10 protein-coding genes are annotated in these 18,050 nt (G+C 53.1%); 9 read left to right on the forward strand and 1 reads right to left on the reverse strand.

Translation table 11 applies throughout. The features are described 5' to 3' along the window. Nucleotides 1–47 precede the first annotated feature (47 nt). Complete coding sequence (locus ACFQRK_RS18960) at nt 48–2,984, reverse strand: two-component regulator propeller domain-containing protein (RefSeq protein ID WP_379009519.1); 2,937 nt, start codon at nt 2,982–2,984, stop codon at nt 48–50. Nucleotides 2,985–3,298: 314 nt separating this feature from the next. Here ACFQRK_RS18960 and ACFQRK_RS18965 point away from each other — a divergent pair, with 314 nt between their 5' ends. The 9 genes from ACFQRK_RS18965 to ACFQRK_RS19005 all read left to right on the forward strand — a co-directional run bounded on the left by ACFQRK_RS18965 (nt 3,299) and on the right by ACFQRK_RS19005 (nt 18,045). Then, nucleotides 3,299–6,355, forward strand: coding sequence for a SusC/RagA family TonB-linked outer membrane protein (locus tag ACFQRK_RS18965; protein WP_379009521.1), 3,057 nt, complete (start codon nt 3,299–3,301; stop codon nt 6,353–6,355). 25 nt (nt 6,356–6,380) lie between these two features. After that, nucleotides 6,381–7,931 (forward strand): RagB/SusD family nutrient uptake outer membrane protein, encoded by a 1,551-nt coding sequence (locus ACFQRK_RS18970; RefSeq protein ID WP_379009523.1) that lies wholly within the window; start codon nt 6,381–6,383, stop codon nt 7,929–7,931. A gap of 126 nt (nt 7,932–8,057) precedes the next feature. Next, a complete protein-coding gene (locus ACFQRK_RS18975) occupies nt 8,058–9,347 on the forward strand; it encodes a glycoside hydrolase family 2 TIM barrel-domain containing protein (protein ID WP_379009524.1) in 1,290 nt (429 codons plus the stop codon). 79 nt (nt 9,348–9,426) lie between these two features. After that, a complete protein-coding gene (locus ACFQRK_RS18980; protein ID WP_379009525.1) occupies nt 9,427–9,942 on the forward strand; it encodes an RNA polymerase sigma factor in 516 nt (171 codons plus the stop codon). Nucleotides 9,943–10,036: 94 nt separating this feature from the next. Then, entirely contained in the window at nt 10,037–11,089 is a 1,053-nt protein-coding gene (locus ACFQRK_RS18985; RefSeq protein ID WP_379009527.1) for a FecR family protein, read from the forward strand. Nucleotides 11,090–11,192: 103 nt separating this feature from the next. Then, nucleotides 11,193–14,564: a SusC/RagA family TonB-linked outer membrane protein gene (locus ACFQRK_RS18990; protein WP_379009530.1), complete on the forward strand. Its 3,372-nt coding sequence runs from the start codon at nt 11,193–11,195 to the stop codon at nt 14,562–14,564. A 13-nt stretch (nt 14,565–14,577) separates the two neighbouring features. Then, a complete protein-coding gene (locus ACFQRK_RS18995; RefSeq protein WP_379009531.1) occupies nt 14,578–15,972 on the forward strand; it encodes a RagB/SusD family nutrient uptake outer membrane protein in 1,395 nt (464 codons plus the stop codon). A gap of 1 nt (nt 15,973) precedes the next feature. Beyond that, on the forward strand, nt 15,974–17,041 hold the full coding sequence (locus tag ACFQRK_RS19000; RefSeq protein ID WP_379009533.1) for a cyanophycinase: 1,068 nt from the start codon (nt 15,974–15,976) through the stop codon (nt 17,039–17,041). Nucleotides 17,042–17,043: 2 nt separating this feature from the next. After that, the gene (locus ACFQRK_RS19005; protein WP_379009535.1) at nt 17,044–18,045 is read left to right on the forward strand and encodes an isoaspartyl peptidase/L-asparaginase family protein; all 1,002 of its coding nucleotides are present in this window, start codon (nt 17,044–17,046) and stop codon (nt 18,043–18,045) included. Nucleotides 18,046–18,050 lie beyond the last annotated feature (5 nt).

Below are 18,050 nucleotides of genomic sequence, written 5' to 3' on the forward strand. Positions count from 1 at the left end.
AGGAAACCTTTTTGATTTATTTAAATTAATTCTAAATAATATAAGTATTAGATACTTGCCAAATACTCGCTCAGCGACAATTCAGTTGGCAGTTCCAATTTTTTACGAAGCCGGTAGCGATGTATTTCAACACCTCTGACCGAGATGTTCTGAAGCTGGGCAATCTGCTTGGAGGAAAAATTCAGGCGCAGGTAAGCGCATACCTTTAGGTCGGTACGCGTCAGATTGGGGTGTGCGGTTTTTAACCGGTTGAGAAAACCGTCAATCAGTTCGTCAAAATGGGCGGCGAACTGATCCCAGTTGGCGCTGTTCTTCTCGACGTCTTTGAGTAGCGAAGTAATCCGTTTCAGGTCGTTTTCATCGTCGGCGTTTAAATTGAGTTTGGCGATTTCGACTTTCAGTTTGATCAGTGCGTCGGTATTTTCCATCAGCTGCATGCTCGTATTGGCCAATTCTTTGGTCTTTAGGAGTACTTCATTCTCGAGTTTTTCATTTTGTAGTTTAACGATCTCCTTTTCATTTTTTTCGATTTCCAGTTGATGGATATAGCGCAATTGTTCCAGTTTCTCGTCAAATTTTTGTCGTTGGCGCCGCCATGCCCGTTGCTGCCAGCGGATCAGCAGGTAAATGCCAACCAGGAATGCCACGAAATAGCCAAGCATCGCCCAAACGGTCTCGTACCATGGCGGAAGGATTACAAACGTATAAGCGACGATTTCAGATTCGTTGCCAGGATTTTTGCGGGCCTTTAATTTAAATGTATACCTGCCGCTTGGCAGGTTGGTATAGTGTTTTTCTGTTCCCGCACTCCAGTCGGACCACCCCGTATCGTAGCCTTCCAGCCAGTAGCTGTAAGTTACATGGTTCTGTATACCAAAACTCGGCGATCCATATTTGAAATGATACGAATCAAATGATGGATTTAGCTGGGGTATGTGTGAAGGATTCTGCTTGAAAATGCCCGCCCCGTCTTTGGGAAAATACCCATCAAAGATGACGCTGTCCTTTTTGCCGGAAGTCTTTATGGAAGAAAGTAGTGCCACTGGCTTGGGCGTATCGCCGGTATATTTTTTATAGTTGATGTGGATGACACCTTTTTCCGAACCGATGTAAATGTTATTTGCGTCATAGGGATAGATGTTTTCAAAACCTGACGTGTGGAGCCCTTCGATTTCCGGGAAAAATGTGATCGCCGGATCCGTCTGCCCCGCACCTAGGTGGGCTACCCCTACTTTCTTTCCGCTGCAGAACCACACATTTCCCTCTGCATCATCTTTCAGGTATTTGATGGGCATCCCCTGAAAGCAGGCGAGCGAGGCCGAAGGGACAAAGCGCGCTGTAGCCGCGTTATACTCATAGATGCCTGATTCGGTGGCAAACACAACGCGGTTACCGATTTTAAAAACATAATTCCGGAAAGATGAAGGCAGACCGTCAACCGCTGTAAAAAGGCGGGTCTCATATGTTAAATGATCCGGTGATATCTTTAGCTGATAAATACCGCGATACGGGTGAGATGCCCAAATGATGCCGTTTTCGTCACGTTCCAGAAAGCGATAAGAGTCTGATTGACCGATCATTGTGCCCGCTTTCTGGAAATGACCGTCTGAATAACGGAGTAGGTCGAGTCCGTAATACGTGCCTACCACAACATCCTGCACGGGGTACACCGAAGACAGGGGCAAGAACATCCAGGAGCCGGTGCCTGTTGCGATGGGTTTAGCTGCCTGATCATTGACCCTAAAGACCCCTGCGTTGTGGGCCAGCAGCAATTGCCCGTTTACCTCTTCCAAACGCCAAGCTTCACCCCGGTCACTGCCGGCGATCAGCGAAAAGCTACCCTGGGAGAAGCTATGATCGGCGATGTCTGGATCCAATGGTGCCGTATAGACGCCATTGGAGGAAGAAAGGTAGAGCTTATCTTTAAAAACACGAGTGGAAAATCCCGTGACGTCGTTGTCTAGATTCGGACGAAAATATTTGACCACACTATTGTAGCTGATCACCGCGATCGCATTATCGACCCCTGCCCAGATATTTTTGTCCCTATCGGTGAAGACGGCGGAGACGTTGTTGTTAGGTAAACCTTCCGCAACACCGATGCGTTGAATTACCTGTCCATCCAAATTGCGGATCAAGCAACCTGCCAGAGACGTAGCTGTGACGTACTCCGTGTCACTGATCGGCGAGAAAGAGGGGGTGTAGAAATCCTGCCAATGACCGGTATCGAAACGTTGGAAGCCCTTGTCGTGGAGCAAATACGTCTTATTGGTGATCGTCGCAAATAAAACGCTGTCCTTGCCGATGGAAAAAACACTGGCAATGCCTGCGTTTTCAAAAAACTCTCCCGCATAGCGCGGTATCCACTTATTGTTCCGGAATTCCAGCAATCCATTGGCCCGATCCTGTGCAAAAAGCCGGCCTTCTGCCTGCCCGAGAAACTGCCATGCCGACGTGGCGGTATGTACGGCAATCCTGCCTCCGGTTAATTCGAAAATGCGGTCGGAGGTTCTGAAAAAAACAGATTTTCCGTGCTTGGTAGTATTCCATACATCTGCAAATTTCCGGTGTTTTTCGGGAACAAGGTCCATCAGCGAGGTATAGCGCAGCGACGTGTTCGATGCCTCGAAATAACCGAATTCACCCTGACCACCCACATAAACCCGGTCGTCCGGGTCGATATATAACGAACGAACGATCGTACCGTTGGGCAGCGGATAGAGTTTCCAGTAACCGCCGTCAAAGGTGATCAGCCCTTCGTTATTGCCGAAATACATGACCCCTTTGCTATCCTGCTTGATGTCCCAGGTACGGCTTCCCCCTTGGAATACCGCTTTGTTGTAATTGAAAATTAAGGGAATTCCCAGTGTATTCTGCCCCCATGCTGCATACGGGAGGACAACCAACCAAATACATAACCATCGGGCAATAAACATCGTCGAGATTTTCTGCTGTTCAGTTGTTGTATTACTGAAGTAGGCCAAATGTAGCAAAATTTAGCTGATTCGCGGTTATGACGTAGAAATGATGTAGTGCATTATTTCGCGTTTGCTCGCGTTGTACACTACTTTTGGGTTGCTGATTGTAAACAAGGAATCCTAGTTAAAATGAATGGCATATGAAGCAGGTATGGGTCGCCTCTATTCTTGTTACCGAACGCTTAAAGGTGCTCATGCTGCTTCGGTGCCGTTAAAAATCAAACTGATGAGACCAGCATGAGTTGCCTTCACAAAACGACATAAACTTGGCGGTGAAATTACTTCATGCAAGCTCATTACCATTAAAACCAATTACTCAAATGAAAAAAAATCTATTAAAACTTGCGATGGTTACACTTTTGTCGAGCATGTACGTCTTCGTGCAGGCACAAAGTAGGCAGGTGACCGGTACGGTCACCGATGCAGGGGGCAACCCGGTGGTTGCTTCCGTAACCCTAAAGGATGTATCGGGTGTTGGGACCACTACCGATGAAAACGGAGCGTTTAGCTTATCCGTGCCGCAAACCGCCGACTCGCTAATTGTTTCTGCGGTGGGTTATGCCCGGCAGACCTTTGCTATTTCGGGCGATGTGTTAAACCTGCGGCTCACCGCAGATGGAGCGTTTAACCTTGATGAAGTGGTCGTAATCGGATACGGCACGCAACGGAAAGGTGACCTGACTGCGCCTGTAGCCACGGTGAATATGGAAAACGCAGCCAAGCGTACCATTTCGACACCCATGGATGCGTTGCAGGGCACGGTAACCGGCGTACAGGTGGTTAGTTCGGGCGCACCCGGTACCACACCTACTGTACGGGTGCGTGGAGTGGGCTCGTTCAATAATGAAAATCCGCTTTACGTCGTGGACGGTATGTTTATGGATAATATCGATTTCCTGAATCCGAATGATATTGCCGATATGTCGGTACTGAAGGATGCTTCCGGCGCTGCAATTTACGGGGTGAGGGCAGCAAACGGGGTCATCATCGTTACCACCAAAAAAGGAAGTCTTAATATGAAGCCCCGGGTTACCTATAACGGCTATGTGGGAGTCCAGACGCCCAACAACGTGCTGAAGATGGCAGATGGATCGCAATTTGCAGCTTATTCGCGGGCAAAGGGAGAGAATAGTATTGTTGAAAGCTCAATAAAGGAATTTGGCGGAGAAGGAAATAACCCGGCGATGAGTACCGATTGGTATGGCGAGTTGCTGCGGTCTGGGGCACTGATTACCAACCACAACCTGGATGTTCAGGGTGGTAGCGACAAGATCACCTATACCTTTGGGATCAACTATTTGGACCAGGACGGCATCATGGATGCGGAAAATTATCACCGCAAGTATAACATCCGCATGCAGGCCGAAGCACGGGCGGCCTCGTGGCTGAAGATCGGATTTACCGGTCACCTGAACAATTTCAACCAGTTTTCACCGAATAACGCGGCTTTCCGTCAAGCTTATTTTGCTTCGCCACTATATCCGGTCTACGATCCGAACCTCGAATTGGCCAAGCCCGTCAAGTTCGGCACCAGTGCCTCTATCGGCATACCCACGGGCTTTTGGTTCAACAATCCCATTGCAACGGCTTATTACAATCACAATGAAAGCAAGGGATTCCAAATCTTACCGAGTGCGTACCTAGAAGCTGAGTTCTGGGACAAGAAGCTGACCTTCCGATCGCAACTGAGCCAGCGATACCAGTCGGGGCATGCCATTGGCTATACACCGGTCTATTATATTGACAACGATCAACGAAGCGATCGTTCCTATTTGCGGTCGGCACAAACCCGTAATACCAACTACATCCTTGACAACCTCCTTACCTACCGGGATGAGGCCGGCGCCCACCATTGGACGATCCTGCTCGGGCAGTCTGCACGTGAAGAGCGTTGGCGGGAAACCTGGGTATCAGCCAATGATGTACCCGAGTCGCCTGAATTCTGGTATGTGGGTCAGGGCGCCCAAGGTATCGGCTCAGCGACGGGTTACGGCGAAGGAGGTTTCCGCAATGCGGGTATTTCGTACTTTACGAGGGGTACCTACGATTATGATAACAAATACCTGCTCACGGCGACGTTCCGGGCAGATGGAAGTTCCAAATATCAAACCAAATGGGGATATTTTCCGTCACTTGGCTTAGGATGGGTACTCAGTCGGGAAAAATTCATGGAAAACCAATCGCTGTTCGATCTCCTGAAAATCCGTGGAAGTTGGGGGCTTTTGGGTAATGACGGTATTCAGCCCAATGCTGGATATGCGATTGTCAACTCGGGCAATAACAATTCCGCAATATTCGGGAGTATCGGATCGACATATGGTAGCCGGATTCCCGGCTACCGAGTCAGCCGGTTCTTTACGCAGGTACGGTGGGAGGTGGTTGAAGAATGGGATGGCGGTATTGACTTTGCGATGCTCGATAACCGGCTGAGCGGTACCGTCGACTACTACTACCGCAAGACCAAAGACCTGGCTTTCAGTCGCCCGATACCCTTCATGTGGGACCGCGTGTATGGCAACTGGGGTAGCGTGGCCAACAGCGGATGGGAAATCGGCCTGGACTGGAAGGACCAAGCCGGCGAGTTGACTTATTCCATCGGGGTCAATGCCACCACCCTTAAAAACCGGGTTGTTGACCTCGGTGGACTTGCCAACATCATGAATGGCTTTCCAGAATGGTCAGCCGAGTTCCCCGCGCGTATAGAGGAAAATCAACCCATCAATTACTATTACGGGTATGAAGTAGCCGGCGTTTACCAAAGCCCGGCGGAGATCGATGCCGATCCGATCGCACGGCAATACAACGAGGTTAACCCGGGAAGCCCCATCTTACCCGGATATCTGAAATATAAGGATCAAAATAACAACGGAGAGCTGGATGAAGCAGATCGTATAAACCTGGGGAATTACCTGCCCAAGTTGACCTATGGGCTCAATATCGGGTTGAATTACAAACAGTTTGATTTCAGCGTAGCCCTTCAGGGAGTCGCCGGTAACAAAATCCATAACCTCAATCGGGCCATGCGGCGCAAGTATCCCCAAATGAATATGGATCGGGCCTTTTACGAAGGCCTCTGGACGGGCGAAGGATCGACCAACGAATACCCCTCGGCCCAAGGTACGGTGGCCTCGTGGAACCTGCAGGCAAGCTCTTTCTTTGTCGAAAACGGTGCCTATCTGCGCGTGCAGAATATTCAGGCGGGGTACCGCTTCAATATCCGGGGGACAGTGCCGGTGCGTGTCTTTGCGACAGCCGACCGGCCCTTTATTTTTACCGGATACAACGGGTTTACCCCCGAAGTTTCCGGAATGGGATACGATGCGAACGTGTACCCGGTGTCTGCCACCTACAGTGTCGGCTTAAACGTGACGTTTTAACAATGAAGTAATAAATAAGATAGCCATGAAAAAGTATCAATATATCGTAGTGGGCGGATGCATCGGAATAGCATCCTTATTGAGTGGTTGCGAGAAGTTTTTGGATAAACCGCTGGAGAACCAGCAGCGGTCGGAAGAGATCGACTATACCGATCTTTCGCTGATGTATGCACCTGTTTCGGGAGTTTATCGGGCTGCTTCCGACGATAACCTGGTGCACTGGATCGATCTGTCTATCCGCTGTGTGCGTGAAGACGACTACCAGCAGGGAGCGCCCAATCCGAATGACAACCCCGAATTGATGAGTATCAAAAATTTCCAACGCGACGTCACCATTCAGTCATATTGGGGACTTAACCAATCGTGGATCAGCTATTACAGTTTAGCTATTGCCGCGAACAGCGCCTTGACTGAGCTGAATCTCTTTGCGCAGACCATCCCTTCCGGAAACACGACGGATGCGGCACTGAACAGGCAGTATCAAGCCGAAGTGCGGTTTTTGCGGGCTTATGCCCACTTGATGGCTTCGCGGTTGTTTGGCGATGTACCGATCCTTTCGGACAGCGATGACATTGCACGGCTCACGACCATCGAAAAAAGTACAGCTGCCGAGGTGCGGCAATTCATCATCGACGAAATGGATGCCTGCGCGGCTGACCTTGAGGATGCCAGGCCCAATGAATCCATCCACGTAGGCGCAGTGACCAAATATTCTGCCCTGCTGCTGAAAGCCAAGGCCGCAGCAGACCTGGCGGGGAACGACAATGCCAGCCCCTACTGGGATGTGGTACTGGATGCGACGAATCAAATTATCGCAAGCAACAAGTTTTCTCTTTTTCCTGATTTTTACCAGCTGTTTAAGCTTCCCGGCAAGTTGTGCGATGAGTCGCTGTTTGAGTTGCAGTATTCCGATTTCGGCCTACCTACGGGAGATATCGTGCGGCCGGGAGTCGATTGGGGGACTTTCTTCCGTTGGCAAGGGCCGGCCGGCGATCAGCGGGGCAGTGCCATCTCGGGTGCAGGCTGGGTGCCCCCTTCGCAGGATATCGTTGATTTTCTGACGGAGCGCGGCGACGAAACCCGGTTGGAGACCACCATTCTGTATTGCGGAGAAGATGGCAATCCGGACACCTTTGTCGAGACCCCCAGTGGTGACCGCGTGTATGGAAATCCGTTTGGTACGAAATACTTTAACGGCAAAACCTACCTGCCGGTTTCGCAGATGACCGAAGGGCGGCTGGAATACGGGGCCAATAACAACGTACGCATCCTGCGTTATTCAGATGTACTGCTGTTAAACGCCGAAGCGAAAGTGCGCAAAGGACAAAATGGAGATGAACCTTTCCGGATGGTGCGCGAACGGGTGGATATGGATCCAATCACCGGGGTGACACTGGATCAGATTCTTGACGAGCGGCGTGCCGAGTTCGCCTGTGAGTGGTGGGGCGAGCGCTTCAATGACCTGGTGCGCACCGGAAGGGCGCAGCAAGTGTTCGGCCCGAATTTCGTACCCGGACAAAGCGAATATGTTCCGATCCCGCAGACGCAAATCGATGCGAATACTAATTTCAGGTAGCCATAGCCTGCGTAGATATCGAAATAACCGGGTTGACACGATGAGATCGAAACCTCACCGTGTCAACCCGGTTCGGTAACTACTTTTAAGCGACTATTACATTTTTATGCCATTAAATTCAATGTTATGAAATTTTACAGGTCCATCACTTGGATATTGCCAAGCCTCCTTTTCCTGACGTTTAGCGCCTCCGCGCAGCCCGATAAACCGATAAAGGCAGAAATCGTAAAGCGGGATGGAGGCTATACCTTGCTGCGGGATGGAAAACCGTATTTCATCAAGGGCGCCGGTGGTACAAGCTACATGGACCGGCTGCACGCTTATGGCGGAAATTCCATCCGCACCTGGAGCACTCACGATGGGCAGCGGATACTGGATGAAGCCCAACGGCTGGGGCTCACCGTAACGATGGGGCTGGCCGTAGCCACCGAGCGCCACGGCTTTGACTACAATGATAAAGAGGCGGTTGCTCAACAATTGGAGCGCCTCCGCGCGGAAGTGTTGAAGTACAGAAATCACCCTGCACTGCTGGCCTGGGGTATCGGCAATGAGCTGAACTTGCATTACACCAACCCAAAAGTCTGGGACGCGGTCAATGAAATCGCGGAGATGATCCATGAGCTCGATCCCAACCATCTGGTCACCACCATGTTGGCAGGAATCAACCAAAAGGAAATTGACTACATCAAAGCGAAGTGCCCCGCACTGGATTTGATTTCCGTCCAGGTATACGGCGGGCTCGCTTCAGTGCCCGAAAAGATCCGGGCTACGGGGTGGGAAAAGGCCTATATGGTAACCGAATGGGGGCCTACCGGTCATTGGGAAGGCCCGCAAACCCCGTGGAAGGCTTCGGTGGAAGAGACGAGCAGTGAAAAGGCTGCTGTTTATAAAAGCCGTTATGAAGCTTCGATTGCCACGGATAAACAGTGCCTGGGGTCGTACGTGTTCCTTTGGGGGCAAAAGCAGGAGCGCACCCCCACCTGGTACGGGCTTTTTACCGAGGCAGGCGAGGAAAATGAAGTCGTTGATGTGATGCAGTACTTGTGGACAGGTCAATGGCCGGAGAATCGGGCTCCTCATCTGGATTCGGTGCGGCTGGATGGGAAGCGGGTCTTGGACTTCATTTATCTTACCCCCGGTCAAATCTATACCGTTGATGTATTCGCATCAGATCCCGATGGCGATGCATTATCGGCGCGCTGGGAACTCCTGCATGAAAGTACGGATCTGAAAGAAGGCGGTGATCGGGAAAGCAGGCCCGAGGCGGTTCCGGGATTGGTAAACCACACCTCCGTCGAAAGGGCTACCTTGGCAGCGCCCAGCAAAGAGGGGGCGTACCGGCTGTTCCTATACGTATCGGACGGCAACAACAATGTGGCAACTGCCAATATTCCTTTTTATGTACACCGCCCATAATAGCGTATCTTTAGCGCGTTTACCCGAGGGGTGATCGCGCAAAGGCATGGGCTCAGGATATATAGCGTACTGGAATGCTTTGAGAGCAGGAAAAAAAGAGGCATTGTATGCTTTATACAATGCACTTTATTTTCATATGGTGCGTGACGGACTGCGTATCGGTGCCGACGATGAGCTTACCAAAGATTGCATCAATCAATTGTTTTTAAAACTTTGGGAACAACGAGGCGGTCTTAAGCCCGTAACCGAAGTGCGGGGATACTTGATGACGGCTTTCCAGCACCTCGTCCTGGACGAACTGGCTGACCGCCGCAGGCGGGGGCAGGCCTTGGATCATTTCGCAACCGAAATTCCGCAAACGGAGCGTTCCTACGAGGAAATCCTCATCAGTAGCCAACAATCCGAAGAGCAACGCATGCGATTGGGGGAGGCGTTATCTAAACTTACGCCCAAGCAACTGGAATTGATTCGGCTGAAATTTTTTGAAAACCGAACCTACGAAGAAATTGCTGAGCAGGAAGGTCTGGCCATCAAGACCGCCTACAACACCATTTACGATGCCGTAAAGCGGTTGCGTATGCTTTTAAAGCGTTGACCGCTCTGTTTTTTACCTAAACAACCTAAAATTTTAAAAAGTCTTAGGAAAAATCCCAGCTTTTCCCGTCGATAATAAAAAATAAAGGGAGTTCATGGACTTTGAACAATACGAGGTAGCAGATTTCGTGTGCGATCATGGGTTTCAGCAGTACTGTTTAGGGCAAGACGACGACGTTTGCCGCTTTTGGGAACGCTGGATTGAGGCCCACCCCGAGAAAAGTGCCGTCATCGTCGAGGCGAAAAGCCTGTTTGAGCTGTTATGTGCACACCAGGGCAATTTAGACGAGCAACTCCGTCAGTTTAAGCTGGGACTTATCCGGACCGAGGACTTCAGGGAGCAGATCGCAGGCCTGCCGGCAACGGGAGGTGGCCGCGGCAAGTCGCTGCGGCGGATTTTGCGTGTCGCCATACCGCTGGGAGCGGCCGCCGCAGGAGCACTGTTTATCTTGGCGATGCGTTACTGGACGGGGGACCCGAATCAACCGGAAATGCCAGTGCAGAGTGGCTACGATGAAACGGTGAGCACACGTAAGACCATCACCCTGCCCGACGGTACGGTGGTGATACTGGCAGACAGCAGCCAGGTTCTCACAGACGAAGGGTTTAACCGCACAAACCGTACAGTTTACCTAACCGGGCAGGCGTATTTCGATGTCACTTCACAAGCGGAGCGACCGTTTACCGTGCTAGGCAAGCTGACAAAAACGGTGGTGCTGGGCACGGCATTCACCGTGAAGGAAGACTTGCATGAAGGCGTTGCGGAGGTAACGCTGTTGCGGGGGAAAGTCAAGGTCAACCCGCATGAACATCCCGATCGGGAGGCTACCATCTTGCCGGCACAGCGGTATGTTTACCGAATGGATAAACCCATCGGTAGCAAAGGAGATACAATCATAACCACCCCTCTGGAAGTAGCATGGGCCAAGCAGACGTTTCATTTTGAAAACGATCCCTTGGAGGCCATTGTCGGAGAGCTGAGCAATTGGTACGGCATCCAGGTCCGGTTTACGGACGAAGACGTAAAACAGTATCGCTATACCGGCCGCTTTGAAGGCGAAAGTATTCAGGATATCCTCGAGTCGCTGCAACTTTCCTACCCGTTCGGCTTCCGGATGGAAGGAGACACGCTATTTATCGGGAATTAACGTATTGGTAGCGAACGCGCCACCAAAAGAATCATTCACATATAATCCGTTCCAAACTATGACAAAAACACCTACTATTCGACTGTTGCGGCTTAAACCTGCTATGTCAGCGCCCAATGCAAAGGGCGATGGACATGCACGTTCCATCTGGCAGCTAGGCGTCAATTATGTTCGCGTGAAATTATTGATGATGTTGATGTTTCCGTTCTGCATGAATGGTTACGCGGCCGCCCAGTTCAAGATCAACCTTGAGCAGCAGGGACAGCCGTTGAAGGCTATTTTTAGAGAAGTTGAAAGACAGACCGATTACCGGTTCGTTTACAGCAACAAGATCATTCCCGACCAACAGCGGTTTTCCGTTCAGGCCAAAGACGCCACTTTGCAGGAGGTGATGAACCAGTTGCTTGGCGACCTTGACCTCACCTATACGGTTAAGCAGGATGTGCTCGTCGTGATCTATCCGAAAGCAAGTCCGGCTGAGGCTGCCCAGGCGACGGTGTCGGGGCGTGTGGTCGACGAGTCGGGCACGCCCCTGTCGGGCGTTACGGTCCGGGCGGGAGCGGTTCATACCAGTACCACCACAGACGCCAACGGCGTTTATGCCATCCATGGCGTTTCCGGCGGTCAGGTCCTTCAATTTTCAGCCATCGGTTTCACAAGCCAGGAAGTCGTTTTCCGTGATCAGGCGAGGCTGGATGTCACGCTGCTGAGGGAGAACCGGGTGCTGGAAGAAGTTGCCGTAACGGGTTATACCAGTTACCGGCGGGAACAGTCCAGCAGTGCCATCGCCAATGTCCATGCCGAGCAGATCAATCAGGTGCCCGTGGGGTCGTTGGATCAGATTCTGCAGGGGCGGGTGGCAGGCCTTAATGTGACCGCGTCGTCCGGTCAGCCCGGAACCAGTGCCAGCGTGGTGCTGCGTGGCATCGGCAGCATCAGCGGGAGTACGGCACCCTTATACGTACTGGACGGCGTGCCCATCGAGTCTTCGTATTTCCAGACCCTCAACCCGGGCGACATCGCCCAGGTGACGGTGTTGAAGGATGCTTCAGCCAAGGCTCTGTATGGCTCACGCGGGTCCAATGGCGTCATTTTGATCACCTCAAAAAAAGGAAGTGCCGGTGGCGTCCGTGTGGATTATCAGTCGCAGTACGGCTTTTCCGATCTCACACGCACCAAGTTCATCATGATGAATACCGAACAGCGGCTGCGTTTTGAAGAGGAAGTGGGCCTGGAAATCGGACGGAATATCGGACCGGGCTGGACCTACTCGCCCAGACATCCCGATTATGCATCCATGAGTCCCGCCGAGCAGCAGCGGGCCAATCAAATACTGGATAGCCTGCGTAGCATCCAGACCGACTGGCGCGACCTGTTTTTTCAGCAGAGCCAATTTATGGAGCAGCAGGTCAGTGTCAGCGGCGGCAATGAGCAAGTGCGTTTCTACAACTCCCTCAATTATTACAAACAGGATGGAATTGCCCGCCGTACCGGAATGGACCGGTATTCGCTGCGCAGCAATGTCGACTTCCTGTCGGGCAAATTCTCAGGGCAGGTTAATCTCGGATTGGGTTATTCGCAGTCCAGTTTCACCGAGGGTGAAGGCGGAACGGGCGTAGGAACCTCCATGGCTTCGGTGTATTATGCCCTGCCGTATGAGTACCCTTATGCCCCCGATGGCACATTGATCCATCCCGGCAATGCAGGCGACGATATCCTGGATTGGCGCGAAGGAAGCCAGGGATTGGAGCGCCTGCTCAATTCGAGCGACAAAACCCATCAGTTTAAGTCCGTGATCGGCATCCAATTGGCGTACCAACTGTTACCGCATCTGAAGGTCAGTACCCGTGCGGGCATCGATTACCGCAATTCTACCGATCAGGTGTATATCAATCCCGATTCCTATTACGGATCGCGCAACAACTCCAACACCGTGGGTGGGCAGGGCAAATTTGGCGAAGGCAGCCGACAAAATTTCGGCATCATTTCCACGTCAGGCCTTACGTATGCCCAGGTGTTCGACGATGTACATGATGTAGAAATCAACGCTTTCTATGAATACGTATATGATAATTACCGGGCGTTCAACTATACCGGTTATGGCATCGACGGGCGGCTGCCGGAAACACCTGCCGGCGTAGCTTCACCCAGTGAAACCTTTCTTCCCGGCCTTGGCGGCGGTCGCACGCGCAGCGCCTTGGTATCATACATCGGTACCGGCCGGTATACCTACGGAGGCAAATATACCCTCACGGCTAGCTATCGGCACGACGGGTCTACCAAAGTAGCGCGTTCAAACCGCTGGCATGGGTTCTATTCGCTGGGGGTGAACTGGAATGCCAAGGCAGAGTCCTTTCTGCAGCCGATCGAATGGATCAGCGCCCTCAACGTGCGGAGCAGTTATGGCACGACGGCCAGCCCGTTCGGCAGCGACTTTGCCTATCTACCTACCTTCAGCGTGAGTACCAGTTACGGTGGCGCCCCGGCCATCCGGCCGGGTGAGCCGGGCAATCCGGCGTACGACTGGGAATATGTCGATGAGTTTGACGCAGGTATCGATCTGGGGCTATTCAAAGGGAACCGGCTGTCGCTCTCGGTTGATTACTATAACCGGATTACCAACAACATGTTTGTTGAGCAATCGCTCTCGGCCACCTCCGGATTCAGCAGCCTGCAACTCAGCACGGGCAAAATGCGCAACCGGGGTGTGGAAATCAGCGTGGCCGGAGACGTCATCCGGACGGCCGATTTCACCTGGTCGCTGGGAGCGGATGTCGCTTACAATAAAAACACCATCCTGGCACTGGGCAACGGTTTAGACAACCTCCCCGACGGAGACACCCGTGTGCTGAAAATCGGCATGCCTTACGGCACCTACCTGGCACCTCAATGGGCGGGGGTCGATCCTGAAACCGGCGAACCACAGTATTATACACCCGATGGGCAGCTTACCAAGACTTACAACGCCGAGGCACTCAACGTGACCAAATCCGGCAGCCTGTACCCCTCTTTTACGGGCGGATTCCATACCGGCCTCCGCTACAAAGGGCTGTCGTTGAATGCGCTGTTTTCATTCGTGTCTGACGTGATGCGCTGGAATAACGAAGATTTTTACAATGAAAACCAACGGTATATGACCAGCAACCAAAGCATACGGATGTTGGAAAATCGATGGAAGCAGCCCGGCGACCAAGCCATCCTGCAACGCATTGATATCCCGCGGCAGTTTACCTCCAAAGACATCCAGGACGCTTCCTACCTGCGCCTGCGTAATGTCAAGCTGGCCTACAGGCTGCCTCAGGGACTCCTGGACCGCTGGCAGGTCATCAGTGGTGTAAACGTGTTCGTGCAGGGCCAAAACTTGCTTACATGGACATCCTGGCGCGGCCTGGATCCCGAAAACAACCGCGTATACGGACGCTTTGAGTATCCGGCGGCGCGTACCTTTACCGCAGGACTGAATGTTAACTTTTAACCGACAAGAGACCATGAAGATACGATCCATTAAACATGCAATATGGGGGCTCGTAGCCGCCCTGCTGACATCCTGCAACGCATTGGACCTCGGGCCTACCGATACCATTGACCCGTCTAAAGCATTCCGCAATGTCAACGACCTGAATATGGGACTGCTGGGCGCATACGCGGTGTTGGATTACACACTGATCGGCGTCAACAGCATCGTTGCGGATGAAGCCGTGATGCCGGAAGAAAATACGGTAAGCAACTCGGATGCCTATCGCTGGCTGTATACATCCAGCAGCGGCTCGGTAACGAGCGCTTTTGCAGAATACTACATGGCTATTGACCGGGCCAACCGGGTGCTGGCCGCCATGAATCAGGTCCAAGCCGCCAATTCCGGCGAAGAGCAGTTGAAAACCCGCTATCAGGGTGAGCTTCTCGCCCTGCGGGCTTACGCCCACTTTGAGTTGCTTCGTGCGTATGCCTCGGATTATGAACCGGGAGCGCTTGGCGTGCCCTACATGAAGGTCTCTGCCATCGGTAGCCCTGCGCGCGACCCCTTTGAGTCCGTGGTCGCCGCGATCTACGCCGACCTAGCGGCAGCCAAACCCCTCATTCCGGCCGATTTTTCGGACCACACGCGCATTACCCGTGCGGCGGTCAGCGCCATACAAGCCCGGGTGGCGCTTTACGCGCGCGATTGGGCATTGGCTCATCAATATGCCGATGAGGCCATCGGGCGCATCCCCTTGGCAGATCGCGCTGATTTTGCAGCGATCTGGGTAGACGACAGCCAGGAGGAAGTAATCTGGAAACTCAGCCGCGTTGCCGGCGACACGCGTATCGGCGGGGCCTACTTCCGTGAGGCAGGAGGAATCGTGCTGTATGCACCTTCCCAAAAGCTGATGGCCACCTACGATCGTGAAAATGACATCCGTTTCAGCGCGTACATTGCGCATGAGCCAGGACGGGGCGAAGGCAAATCCGAATACCTGCTGAAAAAGTACCGCGGTGGCGATGCGGAAGCGCCAGGTCTGGCCGACATCAAGCTGTTCCGCACAGGTGAACTGTACCTGATCAAGGCCGAAGCCCTTGCCGAAGACAATCAGCTCGCTGCAGCCAACGAAGCCCTGAATACGTTGCGATCACGGCGGATAGCCGGATATGAGGACCAATCATACGGCAATAAAGATGCGCTGATCGACGCCGTCTACGAAGAACGCTACAAGGAACTTGCTTTTGAGGGACACCGGTTCTTTGACCTGCGGCGCCGGCGCTTGCCGGTCGAGCGGTCGCCGGCAGACGCGGCAAACACCAGTGGGGCATTGACACTCACGCCCAGCCAGGCGCAATATGCCTTACCCATCCCCACCGACGAGCTTCGGGTGAACCCGAACATGATACAGAATCCCAATTATTAGGATGATGGACAAGACGTTGTGGTTAAGTAGCTTGTCGCTTCTGCTGATGTGCATGTGCTGCAAGGGCGCGGCAGATGCAGGCCCGCCGTCCGGTGGGGGCGATGGTGGTGGAAATAGCCCGCTGCGCCCGGCATCGCTTGGCATCGTTGGCGATACGGCCGATGTGCAGACGGTTACCCAAGGAGGCTTGGTGCTGATGGGTGGCGGCAGGGACGTCGATGCCGCCTTCCAGTGGATGATTGCCCGAGCGGGCGGCGGCGATGCCGTAATTATCCGTGCCAGTGGCACGGATGCCTACAACCCTTATGTCAACGAACTGGGTCGGTTGAATTCGGTTGAAACGCTGAAGATCGATTCCCGCACGCTGGCTAACGACACGCGCGTGGCGCAGGTGGTCCGCAATGCGGAACTGCTTTTCATAGCGGGCGGTGATCAGTCCGATTACGTCCGTTATTGGAAAGGTACCCGGATCGAAGCCGCCATCAACTACCTGCTCAATGAGAAAAAGGTCCCCGTGGGCGGTACCAGTGCCGGATGCGCCATCTTGGGCAGCAGTTATTTCACCGGAGCGCAGGGTAGTATCACTTCCAACGAGGCGCTGTCTGATCCGATGGGCGGTAAGGTAACCATCGGCCATGGCGATTTTCTGCATGCACCGTTTTTGTCGCACCTCATTACCGATCAGCATTACGTGGCAAGGAACCGCCAGGGCCGCTCCGTGGTTTTTTTGGGTGCGCTCCAGGCGTCCGGTCCAGGCGAGGCGCGGTCCATTGCCGTTGACGAGCGGACGGCGGTCTGCATTGACGAAGCCGGAATAGCCCGGGTAATGGGAGAAAGCCGTGCCTTTTTTCTGTACGCTGCTGCCGACAAGCGGCCCGAAACGTATACAGCTGGCAAGCCGATGGAATGGAACCATGACGAGCAGGCCATCGCCGTATACGAAATTGCCGGGAGCACGGAAGGCGCAGGGCTGTTCGACGTATCCGATTTCCTGCACGGTCGGCAACAAGGCGGTCGCTGGCAATGGTGGTGGGTAGAAAATGGAAAACTACATCAAAAACAACAATAACTATGAAGAAAAGACACATAAAGAACCTCGCTGCAGGTTTAATCGCCGTGTTCGCCGTAGCCTGCTCGGCCACGCAGCCGGCTCCTGGCGAGCGCTACGTGCTGGTGATTCACGGCGGTGCCGGTACAATACGGAAAGCCGATATGACTGCTGAGCGGGAGCAGGCCTACCGGGAGACGCTAGAGGAAGCGCTTCGTACCGGGCATAAGCTCCTCCAAGCGGGCAGCAGCAGCCTCGACGCAGTAGAAGCAACCATCCACGTGCTGGAAGATTCGCCGCTGTTCAATGCCGGGAAAGGAGCGGTCTTTACGCACGAGGGGCGTAACGAACTCGATGCTTCCATCATGGATGGACAAAGCGGCAAGGCCGGTGCCGTAGCCGGTGTACGGACCATCCGCAATCCCATTAGCGCTGCCAGGGCGGTCATGGAAAAAACGGAACACGTTATGCTGAGTGGGGCCGGTGCCGACCAATTTGCCGCCGAAAGTGGCCTTGAAATCGTGGATCCATCCTATTTCTATACGCCCGAGCGCTGGCAGTCGCTGCAGGAAGTGTTGAAGCAGGATTCACTGAAGACAACCGGCAATGATTCCAAATTCGGCACCGTCGGCTGCGTGGCCCTCGATCAGCAAGGGCACCTGGCGGCGGGCACGTCTACCGGTGGCATGACCAATAAACGGTATGGCCGCATCGGCGATTCGCCGATTATCGGAGCAGGTACCTACGCCAACAAAGAAGTGGGTGTATCCTGCACCGGCTGGGGCGAGTTCTACATCCGCCATGTAGTTGCGCATGACGTAGCCGCTTTGATGGGCTATAAAGGGCTAGGCGTGACTGAAGCCACGGAAGCCGTGATTGCGAAGGTGGGCGAAGCCGGCGGTGACGGCGGGATTATCGCGTTGGATCGCAACGGGCAGATGTCGATGTCGTTCAACACCGAGGGCATGTACCGTGGCGCCATTACCGAATCAGGAGAAATTGTCATCGGCATTTACCAACCCTAAATACG

The sequence above is a fragment of the Parapedobacter sp. GCM10030251 genome, assembly GCF_042666505.1.
In the GTDB taxonomy this organism is placed as follows: domain Bacteria; phylum Bacteroidota; class Bacteroidia; order Sphingobacteriales; family Sphingobacteriaceae; genus Parapedobacter.